Source organism: Rhodococcus sp. WS1 (assembly GCF_003797745.1).
Lineage (GTDB): Bacteria > Actinomycetota > Actinomycetes > Mycobacteriales > Mycobacteriaceae > Rhodococcus_F > Rhodococcus_F erythropolis.
This window is the reverse complement of record NZ_RKLZ01000002.1, coordinates 1412395-1425586: the sequence shown is the minus strand read 5'-3', so window position 1 is coordinate 1425586 and position 13192 is coordinate 1412395. Positions and strand designations below refer to the sequence as shown.

The window sequence follows — 13192 nt, the reverse complement described above, 5'->3', positions numbered from 1 at the left end:
CACGAACGGACAAGACACATGAGTTTCTGGGAAAGCCTCGGCTGGATGCTGTGGGCGACCGTCTTGGTCGGATATCTTTTCGCGCTGTTCGCGATCGTCGCCGACCTGTTCCGCGACCACAAGCTGAGCGGCTGGTTGAAAGCTGTTTGGATATTTTTCCTGCTCTTCCTACCCATCCTCACCGCGCTCGTCTATCTCGTCGCCCGCGGCGATGGGATGACGGAACGCAGCAACAAGGCCGCACGCGAGGCCGAGAGCGCGGCCGAATCGTATATCCGCGAAGTCGCAGGAAAGAGTCCCAGCGAGGAAATCGCCACAGCTGCAGCACTCCTCGAAGCCGGATCGATCAGCGAGGAAGAGTTCGCCGCACTCAAGCTGAAGGTGCTCTCGTGAGTGCCGCGCGTTTCGGCCCCGTCGACTTCTACCTTCTCGGTCTGCCGGGGCAGAGCCTCGACCCCGCCGCGTTCTCCGCGCTCACCGACCTCACGGATACCGGCCTGGTACGACTCCTCGATCTGATCGTCATCTCCAAGTCCGAGGACGGTGAACTCACCCTCGTCGAGGTCGAGGAATTGCCGAACGGCTTCGAGATCAACGTCGAAATGCTCGGCGCGTCCGGTCTGCTCGGGCATGAAGACATCACCGAACTCGCGGAGGCGATTCCCGCCGGCGCTTCAGCGCTGCTGGTCGCGCTCGAGCTGGTCTATCAGCGCGAACTCGCCGCCCGGACCGCCGAGTCCGGCGCGGTGTTGCTGGGTTACGAGCGGATACCCGCACCCGTCGTCAATGCCCTCATGGACACGATCATCCCGAAATTGGAGGTCTGACATGCCGTACATCCCGAGACGAGGACGCCCCGGACTGCTGGGCCTCGCCGCCCGCACCGCGGTCGTGACCGGTACCGCGACCGCCGTCAGCGACGGTATGGCCACCCGCCGGCAAAGGAGAGCTCAGGCCGACTACGAGCAGGCGCAGTACGAATTCGCCCAGCAGCAAGCCGTACTCCCCACACCCACACCCGCACCCCCGGTCGATCTCGTCGCCGAGTTGCAGAAACTCGGCGATCTCAAATCACAAGGCCTACTGAGCGACGCCGAGTTCCAAGCCGCGAAAGCACGACTGCTGGGCTGATTCACCCGACGGGCCATGGATTACCGCGCCCGCTTCCGTACCCCGACACCGATTGGAACCCACTATGTCCACGATCGCCGTCAACGTCCTGAACTTCAATCGGGCAGAGTCCGATCTCATGTTCGCTCGCCTGGCCGCGGGCGTCGGCCTGGGCACGTGGAACCACACTCGTGATCTCGGGTCACTCGACAACCAGCCGATCATCCGCCAGAACCGCGACACTCTGTACAGCAGCGCGATCATCGACGTGCGCGAGAACGTCACGATCACGGTGCCCGATACCGGCAAGCGCTACATCTCCGTGTGGGTGGTCAGTCAAGATCACTTCGGTCCCGTCATCCTGCGCGATCCGGGAGAGCACCTGCTCACGCGCGAATTGGTCGGAACCGACTACGCCGCACTGATCGTGCGTATCCTCGTCGATCCGAACAGCCCCGAAGACGTCGCCGAGGTGAACCGGTTGCAAGACGCCCTCACCATCGACGGCGGCGGAACGGGAGAGTTCCCGTTGCCCGACTACGACGAACAATCGCAGACCGAGACCCGCGACGCGCTCCTCGCACTCGCTCGTGGCATCACCACCTACGACCATTCATTCGGCACCGCAGCGGAAGTCGACCCGATCAGGCACCTGCTCGGTACCGCATCCGGCTGGGGTGGCCTTCCCGAGTACGAGGCCACCTACGTCAACTTCGACGAACGTCTCCCGATCGGGGAATACCGTCTCCGCCTGAACGATGTTCCCGTGGATGCGTTCTGGTCGGTCTCGCTGTACAACGCAGCCGGATACTTCGAAGAGAACGCCTTGGGCGTCAACAGCATCAACAGCATCAACAGCATCACAGCCACCCCCGACTCCGACGGCAGCACCACCATCCGGTTCGGCGTCAATCTCGACGGCGTCGCGAACGCACTGCCCATCATGCCGGGCTGGAACTACGTACTGCGCCTGTACCGCCCCCGCCCCGACGTGCTCGACGGCACCTGGACGGCACCTCGTCCCGAGGCCCTCCAGCAAAGCGTTCCCCACGCACACACCACTCTCGGGTGACTCGACCTGATCACGGAGGTACAAGCCATGCGTCTGTTATTTCAGCTCATTTCGCAATGTGTACTCGGCGCGATCGCGCTGATCGTCGTGCATTTTGCGCTGCCCGGGGTCAGCCTGAGCGTCAACGGTTTCTTGGCCGCTATCGGTGTATTCACCCTCGCCCACATGATTCTCGGCCCATTCGTGCTCAGCGTGGCACTGCACTACGCGGCTCCGCTCGCGGGCGGTGTCGGCTTGGTCGCCACGCTGCTCGCGCTCTGGGTTGCGACCCTGGTCCCCGACGGTATTGAGATCAGCGGCGTCGGGTCCTGGATCCTCGCCCCGATCATCGTGTGGGTGATCACGGCGTTGGGAGGGTGGATCTTCATGGCTCTCGTCATCGACAAGTGGATCAAGAGACGCAATGCCGAAAAGCTCGTGCGCAGTGCGCAGAAGGCATGAATGATCAGTTCGGAAACGGAACCCACAAGGAGTCAGCCATGCCAACTCACCCGCTCGATCGTCGCGTTCTCCTGAAGACCGCTCCGAACTTCCGGGATCTCGGTGGCATTCCCGTTGCTGATGGCACCGTCCGCGCCGGCGCGCTCTACCGTTCGGCGACGCTCGCGAAACTCGACGGCGACGACGTCGCCGCGGTCGCCGACTTGGACGTCCGGACGGTCTACGACCTGAGGACCGCTGCCGAGCGCGACGGCGCACCCGACAATCTCCCTGACTCGACGCGGACGGTCTGGCTCGACGTTCTCGCCGACAATGCCCAAAACGCCGCGGCCACCGGACTACTCATGACGGACCCGGTCGCGTACGCCGAGACCATCAGCGATGGACGTGGGATCGCACAGATGGAGGAAGCGAACCGCAACTTCGTCAGCCTGCCGTCCGCCCTCGACGCCTACCGCGCGTTCTATCTCGACCTCATCGACGAAACAAGAACCGGTGCAGCACTTTTCCACTGCACCACCGGCAAAGATCGCACCGGGTGGGCCGCGACCTCTTTCTTGCTCCTCCTCGGCGCCGACGAAGCCGATGTACGCGCCGACTACCTGGAGACGAACACCGATCTGGCGCCCATGACGGAACCGATCCTCGACTTCGCCGCAAGCAAAGGCGTTGACGGAGAACTGCTCCGGCCGCTCCTCGGAGTCCGTGACAGCTACTTCGACGCCGCGCTCGACGAAATGCGCACGCGCTTCGGCACAGTCGAGGACTACGCAATCAACGGACTCAAGCTCACCGCAGAACAAATCACCACGCTCCGCGAGCGGTTCACATCGCGATCGGGCTTCGTCAGCGCGACGTGATCGGAGCTCTTGCCGGGCAGGAATCCGTGCTCTCGTCATGCTTCTTCGGTCGATTGTCCACCCGGGTGACCACGACGACGGCGACGATGCCCACCGCCAAGCCGAGAGCGGTGAACGGAGTGAAGGATTCTCCGAACATCAGTGCGCCCCAGACCGCGGTGACGGGGGCGATCAAGAACATCAAGGTGTTGACGGACGTGATGCCGATGCGGCGGAGCAACAACCAGTACAGCCCGTATCCGCCGAAGGTGGACAACACGATCAACCAGAGCAATGCGATCCAGAATGTGCTGACACTCGGCGGTACGGCAGCACCCGAGACGATCGCCAGAGTTGTGAAAACTATTGCGCTGGTTGAGCAGTGGATGGCCAAAGCCTGCAGTGGCGGCGTGGACGTGGGAGCGCGTTGCTGAACGAAGGTGGATGCAACGAGGCTGAGCATTCCCAGGAACGGAATCGCGTACGCCCACCACGGGGCCGATGTACCGGCCCCGGCGTCGGCTGCCGTGACCATCGCGACGCCGGGCAGTCCGATCGCTAATCCGATCCACTGCATCCGCGGGACCGCGACGCCGAGGACCGGACCGAGCAGCGCGGCTGCCACCAGCGGCTGAATACCGTCGATCAGCGCTGTGGTTCCGGTGTTCACGCCGAGATCGACTGCCCAGTACACGGACAACAGATAGCCGCTCTGGGAGAGTATTCCGATCACCACCTGCCTGCCGAGAGCCCGCGGTGTCGGCATCGCGTTCCGGCGCCGGGCGGACAGCCAGACAATCGGGACCAGTACCGCCGCAAGCGGGAGAAAACGCCACATCAGCAGCGTGGGGACCTCGGCACTGCCGGCGCCGAGTTTGGCTCCGATGAATCCCGAACTCCAGCACGCGACGAACAGGACCGACAAGGTGGCCGTCACGGCAGATCTCGAGGTCACGATCCGAGGTATACCGATCTGTTTACTCATGGAGTCGACTATACAGATCGGTATACTTTTGTCCATGGCAGACGAATCCGTACCCGAATTGACTCCGAAAGCACGTCGCATTCTGGAGTCGGCATCGAAGCTGTTCTACGAAAAGGGAATTCACGCCGTAGGCGTGGATACCGTCGCACTGGACGCCGGGGTCACGAAGAAGACTCTGTACGAGCGGTTCGGCTCGAAAGACGGCCTCGTCGTGGAATATCTGAAGGATCGAGATCGGCGGTGGCGAGCCTTTCGCGACAAGAAGCTCGCATCAGCCGGACACAGCCGCGCCGAGCAGTTGAGTGCGGCATTCGACGCTTCCGCCTCCTGGTCCAAGGCGAGCGGAGGCAAAGGTTGCAGCATGGTCAACGCTCACGCCGAGTTCAGCGATCGGTCACACCCGGTGTTCGCTGTCATCGCCGAACAAAAGCGGGAGATGTTAGACCTTTTCCGGCGCATTCTGGCGACGGACGGGCAAGCCGACGAACGTCTCGTCGAGGCAATCATGCTGCTTCACGAAGGCGCCCTCGTCGCAGACGGTATCGGTATCGGCACCGACCCCTTCGACGTCGGCCGGGATGCGGCCCTCGAATTGCTGAAGAATTCCACGTGATCGCCCTACGCCCCCACCATCCGACGCGCTATCTCCAGATACCTCTCCACCAACTCGTCCGGAGACAACTCACCGTCCGGTCGGTACCACACCGCGACGGCGACGCACATCGTCACGACAGCTCGGCTGGCATCCTCGGCATGGTCGGCATCGAACACGCCCGAAGCAACGCCGTCGAGGACGATCCGGTCCACCTGCTTCTGCTGTTCGTCGCGCTGCGCGATGTAACTAGCCCGACTGTCGGGCTCCATGCTGCGGATCTCGGAGGAGGCGACGAACGACTGCTCGCGTCGAAACATGTGGAACCGCAACAGAGATTCGATCACCGCGTCGAAGCGATCAGAGGGATCGTCCCCGGCATCGAGTTCGGCGGCGCGGCTTCGCTCCAACAACTCAGTCATCACCACGGTCGCCAGACCGATCAACAGAGCCTGCTTGGACGGGTAGTGGTGGTAGAGCCCCGGCACCGACAGCCCGGACCGCGACGCGACGTCACGGATCGAAGTCCCGTGATAGCCCTGCTCGACGAACGCCTCCAGCGCCGCAGCGAGCGGTTTCGGTAGTCCCAGGTCTTCGTAATCGCGCCAGGACCCGCGTACCGGAAGCTCGTTCGTCATACCGATACCGTAGATCGCCGTTGCGCCGCCGCCGAACGCGTCGGTGCCATTGGTTACAGTCGATGTTCACCGAAAGACAGGGACCAGTCATGATCCATGTTCGCCACTCCGCGGTTGCTGCCGTGCCGGTTGATGTCGCCTTCGACTACATCGACGACTACCGCAACGTCCCGACGTGGATGTTCGGTGTTTCCGAGTTCACCCCGTTCGGAGAGTTCGATCAGGGGCTCGGCGCCACGTTCGACGCGGCCATGCAGATCGGGCCAAGCACGTTGCGCTCCAAGCTCGAGGTCACCGAGTGGGAGAAGAATCGGATCATCAAGCTGTCTTCGCTCGGCGGTGTATCCAACTCGTCCACGTGGGAGTTCGCCGCGATCGACGATTCCAAGACCGAGCTTTCCGTCGACTTCGCCTACAAACTCCCCGGCGGCATTGCCGGCAAAGCTCTCGGCCGCTTGATCGGGCCGTTCGTCGAAAACGCTGTCAGGAACAGCGAGGAGACGTTGCGCCACAGCCTCGAGCAGCAGTTCGCGGCCCGCGGCGAAGGCTGAAACTACCCGCGGTCGCCTTCGAGGCCCAGCGCGTTGGCCCACACCTGAGTAGCCGTCTTGACGACGTCCTCGAACGGGACGGGGTTGCCGTCGGCGCCAGGTTCCTCGGAGACGAACGAACTGTAGGCAAGACGGCTCACCATCGCCGACAGTGCTCGGGAAGCCAACAGCGGATCCAACGAGCCGTCTGCCTTGCCAGCTGCTTGCAAGCGTTCGATGGCTCGGGCATTACGAGAAATGAAGGTCTCGGCTCGGTCCCGACGCAGTTTCGCGAAGGCCGGATCGATGTGCGATACCTGCTCGAGCAGACCCATCAGTTTGGCGTTGCGGCGAAACGCCGTCAGGTAGGCACGGTTGCTCGATTCGAGGACCGCATACGGATTGTCGACGTCGCGGACCCGTCCCATGCCGGGGTGCAACATGTCTTCCTGCGCAACGTCGAGAACTGCGGCGAAGATCTGCTCTTTGTTGTCGAAGTAGGTGTAGAACGTGCCGGTGGAGCAGTTCGCTTCCTTGGTGATGTCCGTCAGACGGGCATCGAGATACCCTGCGCGCTCGAACACCGTTCGAGCCGCTGCGACCAGAGAAGCCCTGGTCCGGACGCCGCGGGCAGTCACCGGCAGGTCACGCAGAAGCTCCGTCGCAGCCATGGATGGTGGCGGACGGTCTTCCCAGTTCTCCTGAGGTTCGGCGCGAGAGGTCACCAGCTACTTATACGGCAAAGCCGGCGACATCTCGGCATCGGCGTCAGGTGATGGTGATTCCTCCGTCGACGGCGATGGTCTGACCGGTGACGTATCCGCCTGCCTCGGACGCGAGCCACACCATGGTGGCCGCGAGCTCTTCAGGATCGCCCATGCGGCCGAGGATCAGGCGCGGAGCCATCGCGTCCAAGTAGCCGTCGTTGTATTGGTCGGTCATTTCCGACTTGAAGAAGCCTGGCGCGATCGCGTTGACGCGAATGCCCTTGCGCGTTCCCCACTGCTGTGCGAGGTCACGGGTCAATCCGACGACGCCTGCCTTGCTCGCCGCATAGGCGGCCTGTGGGAGTCCGGCGGTCGTCAATCCGAGAATGCTCGAGATGTTGACGATGGAGCTGCCCGGGAGCATGACGCGGCCGCAGGCCTGCGCTGCCCAGTAGGACCCATTGAGGTTGATGTCGATGACGGCGCGGAACTGGTCCGGGGTCTCACGGGTTGCCGGAACAGCGGTTCCGACGCCGGCGTTGTTGACCAGTACGTCCACGCGGCCGAACTTCTCCATCGCGGCGTCGACCATGTTCTGAGCCTGAGCCGGATCGACGATGTCGGTGGCCACGCACAACGCTTCGCGGCCTGCGTCACGCACGAGCTTGGCCGTGTCTTCGAGCTTGTCGACGCGGCGAGCAGCGAGGACGACATCCGCGCCGGCCTCTGCTGCGGCTTTCGCAAACGCCACCCCGAGGCCCGACGACGCACCGGTCACGATGACCACTCGATCGGTCAGAGAGAACTTGTCGAGAACAGACATGCGCGGTGATGCTCCTGTGTCGTCGGGTTCGGGAAGTGACGTATGGACTGCAGTGGCGTATCGACTGCAGTGACATATGGACTGCAGTTGCGAAATTACAGGCCGAGATCGCGGCCGATGAGTTCCTTCATGATCTCGTTGGATCCGGCCCAGATCTTGGTGACGCGGGCGTCCATCCACGCGCGAGCGGCGCGGTACTCGGTCATGAAGCCGTAGCCGCCGTGCAACTGAACACAGTGATCGAGGACCTCGTTCTGCACCTGCGCGGTCCACCACTTCGCCTTGGCGGCGTCGATGGCGGTCAGCTCGCCGGCAGCGTGTGCTGCGACGCAGTTGTCGACGTAAGCCTGGGTGACCTCGATGCGGGTCACGAGATCCGCGAGAAGGAATTTGTTCCACTGCAGCGAGCCGATCGGCTGACCGAAAGCCTTGCGGTCCTTGGCATATTGCAGCGTCTCTTCGAGGATCGGAGCAGCGTGCGCGATGTTGGACACCGCAGCGCCGACGCGCTCCTGCGGCAGCATTTCCATCATGTGGATAAACCCGCGGTCGATCTCACCGATGATGTTGGTGGACGGCACGCGAACGTTCTCGAAGAACAGTTCGGCGGTATCGGACTCGTGCTGGCCGACCTTGTCGAGCTTGCGTCCGCGCTCGAAACCTTCCATGCCGGTTTCGACGGCAAAGAGCGTGATGCCCTTGGACTTCTTCTCGGGACTGGTCCGCGCCGCCACGATCACGAGATCAGCGTTGTAGCCGTTGGTGATGAAGGTCTTGGAGCCGTTGATGATCCAGTCGTCGCCGTCCTTGACCGCAGTGGTCTTGAGCGAGGCGAGGTCGGATCCGCCGGAAGGCTCGGTCATGCCGATGGCCGTCAGCATCTCACCGGTGCAGAACTTGGGCAGCCAACGCTGCTTCTGCTCTTCGGTGGTGAGCTGAACGAGGTAGGGAGCAACGACGTCGGCATGGATGCCGAAGCTCGAGGCAACAGCTGCACTGGCACGCGAGAGTTCTTCGGCCAGAACAGCGTTGAAGCGGTAGTCGCCGGCTTCGCTTCCGCCGTACGCCTCTGGAACCTCGAGTCCGAGGAAGCCGTTGCGTCCCGCTTCGAGCCAGATTTCACGATCGATGAAGCGCTGGTCGATCAGCTTCTCTGCGACCGGAAGGATGTTCCGGTTGACGAATTCGCGGGCAGATTCGCGAAATGCCTCGTGATCGGGTCCGTACAGAGTGCGACGCATGACGAGTTGCTTCCTTTCGGCGTGGCAATGCCACACGTAACGATGTTCCTAAGCATTCGCTTAGAATCTAAGCATCTGCTTATAGTGAATCGAGAGCGGGATATTGTCAACATCGAAATCCGTCACACCTGGAGGAAACCGTGAGCGATTCACCTGACGTGGTGATCAGCCCCTCCAAAGCTGCGGCCCGTATCCGCGCGGCAGCCGTGGACGCTTTTGCCTCCGCGGGCTACGGCGGCACCACCACCCGTGACATCGCCGCACGACTCGACATGAGTCCCGCCGCCATGTACCCGCACTATCGCTCGAAAGAAGAGCTGCTTTTCGCGATCAGCTTCGAAGGGCACACCGAAGCGTTGAAGGTGGTCGAGGGCGCCGACAGACCGGGTGAAGAGCCGTCCGTTCGCCTCCAGGAACTGGTCAGCACCTTCGCCAGTTGGCAGGCCGGGCACCACTCACTCGCTCGCGTCGTCCAATACGAACTCACTGCACTCACACCAGAGCACTACCGAACCGTCGTCGCGCTTCGTCGCAGCACGACGCGGGTGGTCCGGGAGGTTGTCGACGCCGGCGTCCAGTCGGGCGACTTCACGATCCCCGATGCCGAAGGCGTCACCCTCGCCTTGATGTCCCTGTGCGTCGACGTGTGCCGCTGGTTCCCGGCCGGCAATCACACGAATCCGGAAGACATTGGAAAACTGTACGGAGACCTGGCATTGAGGATGGTGGGCGCCGCCTGAATCAGGTGACACCGACCGCAGAAAGGACTCGACCAGTGGCCAACCGCACCTATCTCTACTCGACCCCTGTTGCTCCGCATGAGAATCCGGCTGCCGCTCGCGCCCGAGGTCTCACCGGTATCTCCGAGTGGTCGTACGCGATTCCGCTGGTCCCGAGGATCCTTGTGTCCGTGAATCCCTTCGCCCACCAGTCGGTCATCTGGGACGACACCCCAGACCTGATCGCGGTCACCGCGCCCTGCGGTCCTGGTATCGCCCGGCTCGAAGACTTCCTCGGCAGAATCGATCACCCCGAACTCGGCACGATGGCCGGCGATGCGCTGCGTTTCCTGCGCAGCCACACCGAGCCCGACCACTACTTCGTCCTCGAGTGCGGCGAGATCTTCGACATGGACGACGAACCGTTCGCCGAACAGGGCGCGGCCCTGATGACCGGTCTGGCGGACATCGACGCCGAGATGGAGGCAGCTTTGGCCACGCTCGCACCCGCCAAGCCGCGCTTCTGGGAGCGGCTGTTCACGCCGACTCAGGAGAGCGTCGAGGAACCGCTACGCGAACTCGGCCTCGGTTACTGGTCCGAGACCCTGTACTTCGATCTCGACGTCCCGCAATAACCACCGATCAGTCAGAGATCTCACCGAGCCGACGCTCCAAGTAGGCCCGCTCCGGTTCCGTACCAACCAAATTCAGCGCACGTCGGTATGCAGACATTGCCGCGTCGGTGCGCCCCAACCGCGCGAGCAGTTCGGCGCGTGCAAGGTGATACGGGTGGTAGTCGGTAAGTTTGGGCTCCGCTGCCAGTTCTTCCAACGCTGCCAGCCCAACCTCCTCACCGTCGCGCATCGCCAGCGCCACTGCCCTGTTGACTGCGACGACAGGCGAAGGCGTCAACGTGAGGAGCACTCCGTAGAGCGCGCAGATCTGCGGCCAGTCGGTGCTCTCCACATCCGCCGCCTCGTCATGCAATGCGGCGATGGCAGCCTGCACCCCGTACGGCCCCGGCGCACCCCCGGTCAACGCGACCACGACGAGGTCGCTGCCTTCCTCGATCATCGGCTGGTCCCAGCACCCGCGATCCTGATCTTCGAGTAGGACGATCCCGCCACCGGCGTCGGTACGGGCATCTCGACGCGCGTGGACGAGGAGCATCAACGCCAGCAACCCGGCGATCTCGCGCTCATCGGGAAGCAAAGCGCGCAAGATCCTCGCCAGCCTGATTGCCTCTACCGCCAAGTCGACGCGTTGCAGATCCGGCCCCGAACTGGCGGCGTACCCCTCGGTGAAGACCGAGTAGATCACCTGCAGAACACCAGGCAGGCGCTCCGGGAGTTCTTCGGCGCTGGGAGTTCGGAAGGGAATCCGAGCCTGACGTATCTTCTTCTTCGCACGCACGATCCGCTGCGCCATGGTCGCCGAAGGCACGAGGAAGGCCCGAGCAACTTCGGGCGTCGTCAACCCGCCGAGGCAACGCAAGGTGAGTGCGATTCGGTCGTCCTCGGCCAGCGCTGGGTGCGAGCAGGTGAAGAACAGCTGCAACCGCTCGTCGGGAAGTTCTCCGTCGACCGTGGGCGGCGCCGGGTCGGCACGATCGGCGTCCACCTGCATCACCGCCAATCGCGCCGCATAGGCCTGATCACGACGAAGCCTGTCGACGGCTTTGCGACGCGCCGTGGTCAGCAGCCAGGCGCCGGGTTTGGCCGGCACTCCGTCCACCGGCCAGTGCACCAACGCGGCCTCGACGGCTTCGGAGGTAACTTCCTCGGCCAGATCCAGATCACCGAAACGGCGGACGAGCGAGGCCAAGAGTCGTCCACGTTCCTCCCGGAACACTGACTCGATGGAGTTCTCGGCCTGCTCGTCCACGGCGCATCAGTCCCCGAACCCGGCCAGTGGACGCACCTCGACGCTGCCGCCGTCGCGCGCGCCGGGGCACCGCGCGGCCCAGGCCAGCGCCGCGTCCAGATCAGGAACGTCGATGACGTCGTAGCCGCCGAGGATCTCACGGGTTTCAGCGAAGGGTCCGTCGGTGACGGTCTTTTCTCCGGACTGCGAGACTCGAACCGTTGTCGTAGTCGTCAGGTCGGCGAGGGCATCGCCGGACACCCAGATACCGGCATCTTTCATTTCCTTGTCGTATTGCTGCCAGTCCTCGAACGTGCACTGGGGTTCTGTGTCTCCGCCGGGCGCGGTGTAGATGAGCAACATGTACTTCATGACTGACTCCTTGGTCTGTTGTTTCTCTTCCGGCTTTCTTGCCTTACAACATGACGACGAACGGTTCTCCCCGGAATCGACAGGCGACTCGAAAAAACTTTCGGCGGGTTCGTCCGAGGTGCTGCCGTTAGGCTGAGTGTATGACCGAACGCGACCGGGACGCCGCTGGAAAGCCCCTCAATTCGCGGCCCCGCGACGGACTCGGCCGTCCACTGCCACGTGACGCAGCGGGCGGCGTCCCGCGCATTCCCGACGATGTGCGCCTCCCGCCGGACGAGTCGATCACCGAGGCTCAGCGTCTTCTCGACCACGGGATGCCTTTTCACGCGCACGAAATTTTCGAAGGAACGTGGAAGGACGCTCCCGCCGAGGAGCGTGACCTGTGGCAGGGACTGGCTCAATTGGCCGTCGGGCTCACCCATCTACTTCGGGGCAACAACACCGGTGCCGTCTCACTTCTCGGCCAGGGTCACGACCGCATCAGGCACTACGAAGTGGAAAGCCCGCACGGCCTCGACGTCCCCGGCCTGCTGATGTGGTCCGAGCACTTGCTCGCTGAAATCGATCGCCCCGGCGATTTCCCCGCCCCTCCGATTCCGAGGTTGAGAATCCCCTGATGCCCATCTTCCCCATGTTTCCGCTCGGCTCTGCATTGCTTCCGGGTGAGGTGTTGCCACTGAACATCTTCGAGCCTCGGTACCGCGCACTGGTAGAGAACGTTCTCGAAGCTGCCGACGGCCCACTGTTCGGAGTAGTGCTCATCGCTCGTGGCCACGAGGTCGGTGGCGGCGAATCACGCCACGACGTCGGCACTCTGGCTCGGATCGAGTCTCATGTCGCAATGGGTGCCGGACGGTATCAGTTGTATTGCCGGACCGAAGACCGCATCCGCGTCAATCGCTGGCTGCCGGACGATCCTTACCCACTCGCCGAGGTCGAATTGTGGCCTGACGAGAACAACGGAACACCTGTCACCGCTTACGAATACGACTCTCTCCTCGAGCGCATCGAGTTCATGTACGGAATGTTGGGAAAGCTCGCACTTCGGGCCGGCGAACAGACTCCGCGAATGCCCGTCCCACCGGATCCCTTGGATCCGCTGGGTTCTCGGCTGTATGCCCTCGCCAGGAGCATTCCGATGGGTGACGCCGATCGCCTGGCGATTTTGACCGCGCCAGGCGCCGACGAACGTATTCGCACGCTCTCGGAGGCGGTCGAGAACACCATCGAGGTGGCGCAGTTCAATCTGCTTTGAGCGCG

19 protein-coding genes are annotated in these 13192 nt (G+C 63.1%); 12 read left to right on the top strand and 7 right to left on the bottom strand.

Annotated features, from left to right (window positions below):
• The first annotated feature begins 18 nt into the window (after positions 1–18).
• The 6 genes from EEB12_RS19300 to EEB12_RS19275 all read left to right on the top strand — a co-directional run bounded on the left by EEB12_RS19300 (position 19) and on the right by EEB12_RS19275 (position 3483).
• Positions 19–393 carry a PLDc N-terminal domain-containing protein gene (locus EEB12_RS19300; RefSeq protein ID WP_141488336.1) on the top strand — a complete coding sequence of 125 codons (375 nt, stop codon included), beginning with the start codon at positions 19–21 and terminating at the stop codon, positions 391–393.
• Complete coding sequence (locus EEB12_RS19295; RefSeq protein ID WP_097386825.1) at positions 390–827, top strand: DUF6325 family protein; 438 nt, start codon at positions 390–392, stop codon at positions 825–827. The genes EEB12_RS19300 and EEB12_RS19295 overlap by 4 nt, the downstream gene beginning before the upstream one ends.
• 1 nt (position 828) lies before the next feature.
• Entirely contained in the window at positions 829–1131 is a 303-nt protein-coding gene (locus EEB12_RS19290) for an SHOCT domain-containing protein (RefSeq protein ID WP_097386824.1), read from the top strand.
• A 64-nt stretch (positions 1132–1195) separates the two neighbouring features.
• Entirely contained in the window at positions 1196–2182 is a 987-nt protein-coding gene (locus EEB12_RS19285) for a DUF1214 domain-containing protein (protein ID WP_141488335.1), read from the top strand.
• 27 nt (positions 2183–2209) lie between these two features.
• Positions 2210–2623 carry a phage holin family protein gene (locus EEB12_RS19280; RefSeq protein WP_141488334.1) on the top strand — a complete coding sequence of 138 codons (414 nt, stop codon included), beginning with the start codon at positions 2210–2212 and terminating at the stop codon, positions 2621–2623.
• A 38-nt stretch (positions 2624–2661) separates the two neighbouring features.
• Complete coding sequence (locus EEB12_RS19275; RefSeq protein ID WP_258537237.1) at positions 2662–3483, top strand: tyrosine-protein phosphatase; 822 nt, start codon at positions 2662–2664, stop codon at positions 3481–3483.
• Here EEB12_RS19275 and EEB12_RS19270 read toward each other — a convergent pair.
• A complete protein-coding gene (locus EEB12_RS19270; RefSeq protein WP_141488706.1) occupies positions 3470–4399 on the bottom strand; it encodes a DMT family transporter in 930 nt (309 codons plus the stop codon). The genes EEB12_RS19275 and EEB12_RS19270 overlap by 14 nt on opposite strands.
• A gap of 82 nt (positions 4400–4481) precedes the next feature.
• On the opposite strand from EEB12_RS19270, the gene EEB12_RS19265 reads away from it, so the two are divergent.
• Positions 4482–5060 (top strand): TetR/AcrR family transcriptional regulator, encoded by a 579-nt coding sequence (locus EEB12_RS19265; RefSeq protein WP_141488332.1) that lies wholly within the window; start codon positions 4482–4484, stop codon positions 5058–5060.
• A 5-nt stretch (positions 5061–5065) separates the two neighbouring features.
• Here EEB12_RS19265 and EEB12_RS19260 read toward each other — a convergent pair whose 3' ends face one another.
• A complete protein-coding gene (locus tag EEB12_RS19260) occupies positions 5066–5677 on the bottom strand; it encodes a TetR/AcrR family transcriptional regulator (RefSeq protein ID WP_141488331.1) in 612 nt (203 codons plus the stop codon).
• 89 nt (positions 5678–5766) lie between these two features.
• Between EEB12_RS19260 and EEB12_RS19255 the strand changes: the two genes are divergently transcribed.
• Positions 5767–6228: an SRPBCC family protein gene (locus EEB12_RS19255; RefSeq protein ID WP_019745480.1), complete on the top strand. Its 462-nt coding sequence runs from the start codon at positions 5767–5769 to the stop codon at positions 6226–6228.
• A gap of 2 nt (positions 6229–6230) precedes the next feature.
• On the opposite strand, the gene EEB12_RS19250 is transcribed toward EEB12_RS19255, so the two are convergent.
• The 3 genes from EEB12_RS19250 to EEB12_RS19240 all read right to left on the bottom strand — a co-directional run bounded on the left by EEB12_RS19250 (position 6231) and on the right by EEB12_RS19240 (position 8978).
• Positions 6231–6878: a TetR/AcrR family transcriptional regulator gene (locus tag EEB12_RS19250; protein WP_019745481.1), complete on the bottom strand. Its 648-nt coding sequence runs from the start codon at positions 6876–6878 to the stop codon at positions 6231–6233.
• A gap of 97 nt (positions 6879–6975) precedes the next feature.
• Positions 6976–7737, bottom strand: coding sequence for an SDR family NAD(P)-dependent oxidoreductase (locus EEB12_RS19245; protein WP_003939707.1), 762 nt, complete (start codon positions 7735–7737; stop codon positions 6976–6978).
• Between the two features lie 95 nt (positions 7738–7832).
• Complete coding sequence (locus EEB12_RS19240; RefSeq protein ID WP_007730036.1) at positions 7833–8978, bottom strand: acyl-CoA dehydrogenase family protein; 1146 nt, start codon at positions 8976–8978, stop codon at positions 7833–7835.
• Between the two features lie 140 nt (positions 8979–9118).
• On the opposite strand from EEB12_RS19240, the gene EEB12_RS19235 reads away from it, so the two are divergent.
• Together EEB12_RS19235 and EEB12_RS19230 are read left to right on the top strand one after the other, a co-directional pair.
• A complete protein-coding gene (locus EEB12_RS19235; protein WP_141488330.1) occupies positions 9119–9718 on the top strand; it encodes a TetR/AcrR family transcriptional regulator in 600 nt (199 codons plus the stop codon).
• A gap of 35 nt (positions 9719–9753) precedes the next feature.
• Positions 9754–10332, top strand: coding sequence for a hypothetical protein (locus tag EEB12_RS19230; protein WP_080909892.1), 579 nt, complete (start codon positions 9754–9756; stop codon positions 10330–10332).
• Positions 10333–10339: 7 nt separating this feature from the next.
• Here EEB12_RS19230 and EEB12_RS19225 read toward each other — a convergent pair whose 3' ends face one another.
• Together EEB12_RS19225 and EEB12_RS19220 are read right to left on the bottom strand one after the other, a co-directional pair.
• Positions 10340–11581 carry an RNA polymerase sigma factor gene (locus EEB12_RS19225; protein ID WP_141488329.1) on the bottom strand — a complete coding sequence of 414 codons (1242 nt, stop codon included), beginning with the start codon at positions 11579–11581 and terminating at the stop codon, positions 10340–10342.
• Positions 11582–11587: 6 nt separating this feature from the next.
• The gene (locus EEB12_RS19220) at positions 11588–11932 is read right to left on the bottom strand and encodes a YciI family protein (RefSeq protein ID WP_007730031.1); all 345 of its coding nucleotides are present in this window, start codon (positions 11930–11932) and stop codon (positions 11588–11590) included.
• Between the two features lie 140 nt (positions 11933–12072).
• On the opposite strand from EEB12_RS19220, the gene EEB12_RS19215 reads away from it, so the two are divergent.
• Together EEB12_RS19215 and EEB12_RS19210 are read left to right on the top strand one after the other, a co-directional pair.
• Positions 12073–12549 (top strand): DUF309 domain-containing protein, encoded by a 477-nt coding sequence (locus EEB12_RS19215; protein ID WP_019745486.1) that lies wholly within the window; start codon positions 12073–12075, stop codon positions 12547–12549.
• The gene (locus tag EEB12_RS19210; protein WP_003940076.1) at positions 12549–13187 is read left to right on the top strand and encodes an LON peptidase substrate-binding domain-containing protein; all 639 of its coding nucleotides are present in this window, start codon (positions 12549–12551) and stop codon (positions 13185–13187) included. Before EEB12_RS19215 ends, EEB12_RS19210 begins: the two co-directional genes overlap by 1 nt.
• The last annotated feature ends 5 nt before the right edge of the window (positions 13188–13192 follow it).

Excerpts from the sequence above, each read along its gene's own strand:
- EEB12_RS19260 (WP_141488331.1), bottom strand. The coding sequence starts at position 5,677 with ATGACGAACGAGCTTCCGGTACGCGGGTCCTGGCGCGATTACGAAGAC.
- EEB12_RS19285 (WP_141488335.1), top strand. The coding sequence starts at position 1,196 with ATGTCCACGATCGCCGTCAACGTCCTGAACTTCAATCGGGCAGAGTCC.
- EEB12_RS19290 (WP_097386824.1), top strand. The coding sequence starts at position 829 with ATGCCGTACATCCCGAGACGAGGACGCCCCGGACTGCTGGGCCTCGCC.
- EEB12_RS19210 (WP_003940076.1), top strand. The coding sequence starts at position 12,549 with ATGCCCATCTTCCCCATGTTTCCGCTCGGCTCTGCATTGCTTCCGGGT.
- EEB12_RS19215 (WP_019745486.1), top strand. The coding sequence starts at position 12,073 with ATGACCGAACGCGACCGGGACGCCGCTGGAAAGCCCCTCAATTCGCGG.
- EEB12_RS19275 (WP_258537237.1), top strand. The coding sequence starts at position 2,662 with ATGCCAACTCACCCGCTCGATCGTCGCGTTCTCCTGAAGACCGCTCCG.
- EEB12_RS19280 (WP_141488334.1), top strand. The coding sequence starts at position 2,210 with ATGCGTCTGTTATTTCAGCTCATTTCGCAATGTGTACTCGGCGCGATC.
- EEB12_RS19265 (WP_141488332.1), top strand. The coding sequence starts at position 4,482 with ATGGCAGACGAATCCGTACCCGAATTGACTCCGAAAGCACGTCGCATT.
- EEB12_RS19255 (WP_019745480.1), top strand. The coding sequence starts at position 5,767 with ATGATCCATGTTCGCCACTCCGCGGTTGCTGCCGTGCCGGTTGATGTC.
- EEB12_RS19220 (WP_007730031.1), bottom strand. The coding sequence starts at position 11,932 with ATGAAGTACATGTTGCTCATCTACACCGCGCCCGGCGGAGACACAGAA.
- EEB12_RS19245 (WP_003939707.1), bottom strand. The coding sequence starts at position 7,737 with ATGTCTGTTCTCGACAAGTTCTCTCTGACCGATCGAGTGGTCATCGTG.
- EEB12_RS19240 (WP_007730036.1), bottom strand. The coding sequence starts at position 8,978 with ATGCGTCGCACTCTGTACGGACCCGATCACGAGGCATTTCGCGAATCT.
- EEB12_RS19300 (WP_141488336.1), top strand. The coding sequence starts at position 19 with ATGAGTTTCTGGGAAAGCCTCGGCTGGATGCTGTGGGCGACCGTCTTG.
- EEB12_RS19250 (WP_019745481.1), bottom strand. The coding sequence starts at position 6,878 with ATGGCTGCGACGGAGCTTCTGCGTGACCTGCCGGTGACTGCCCGCGGC.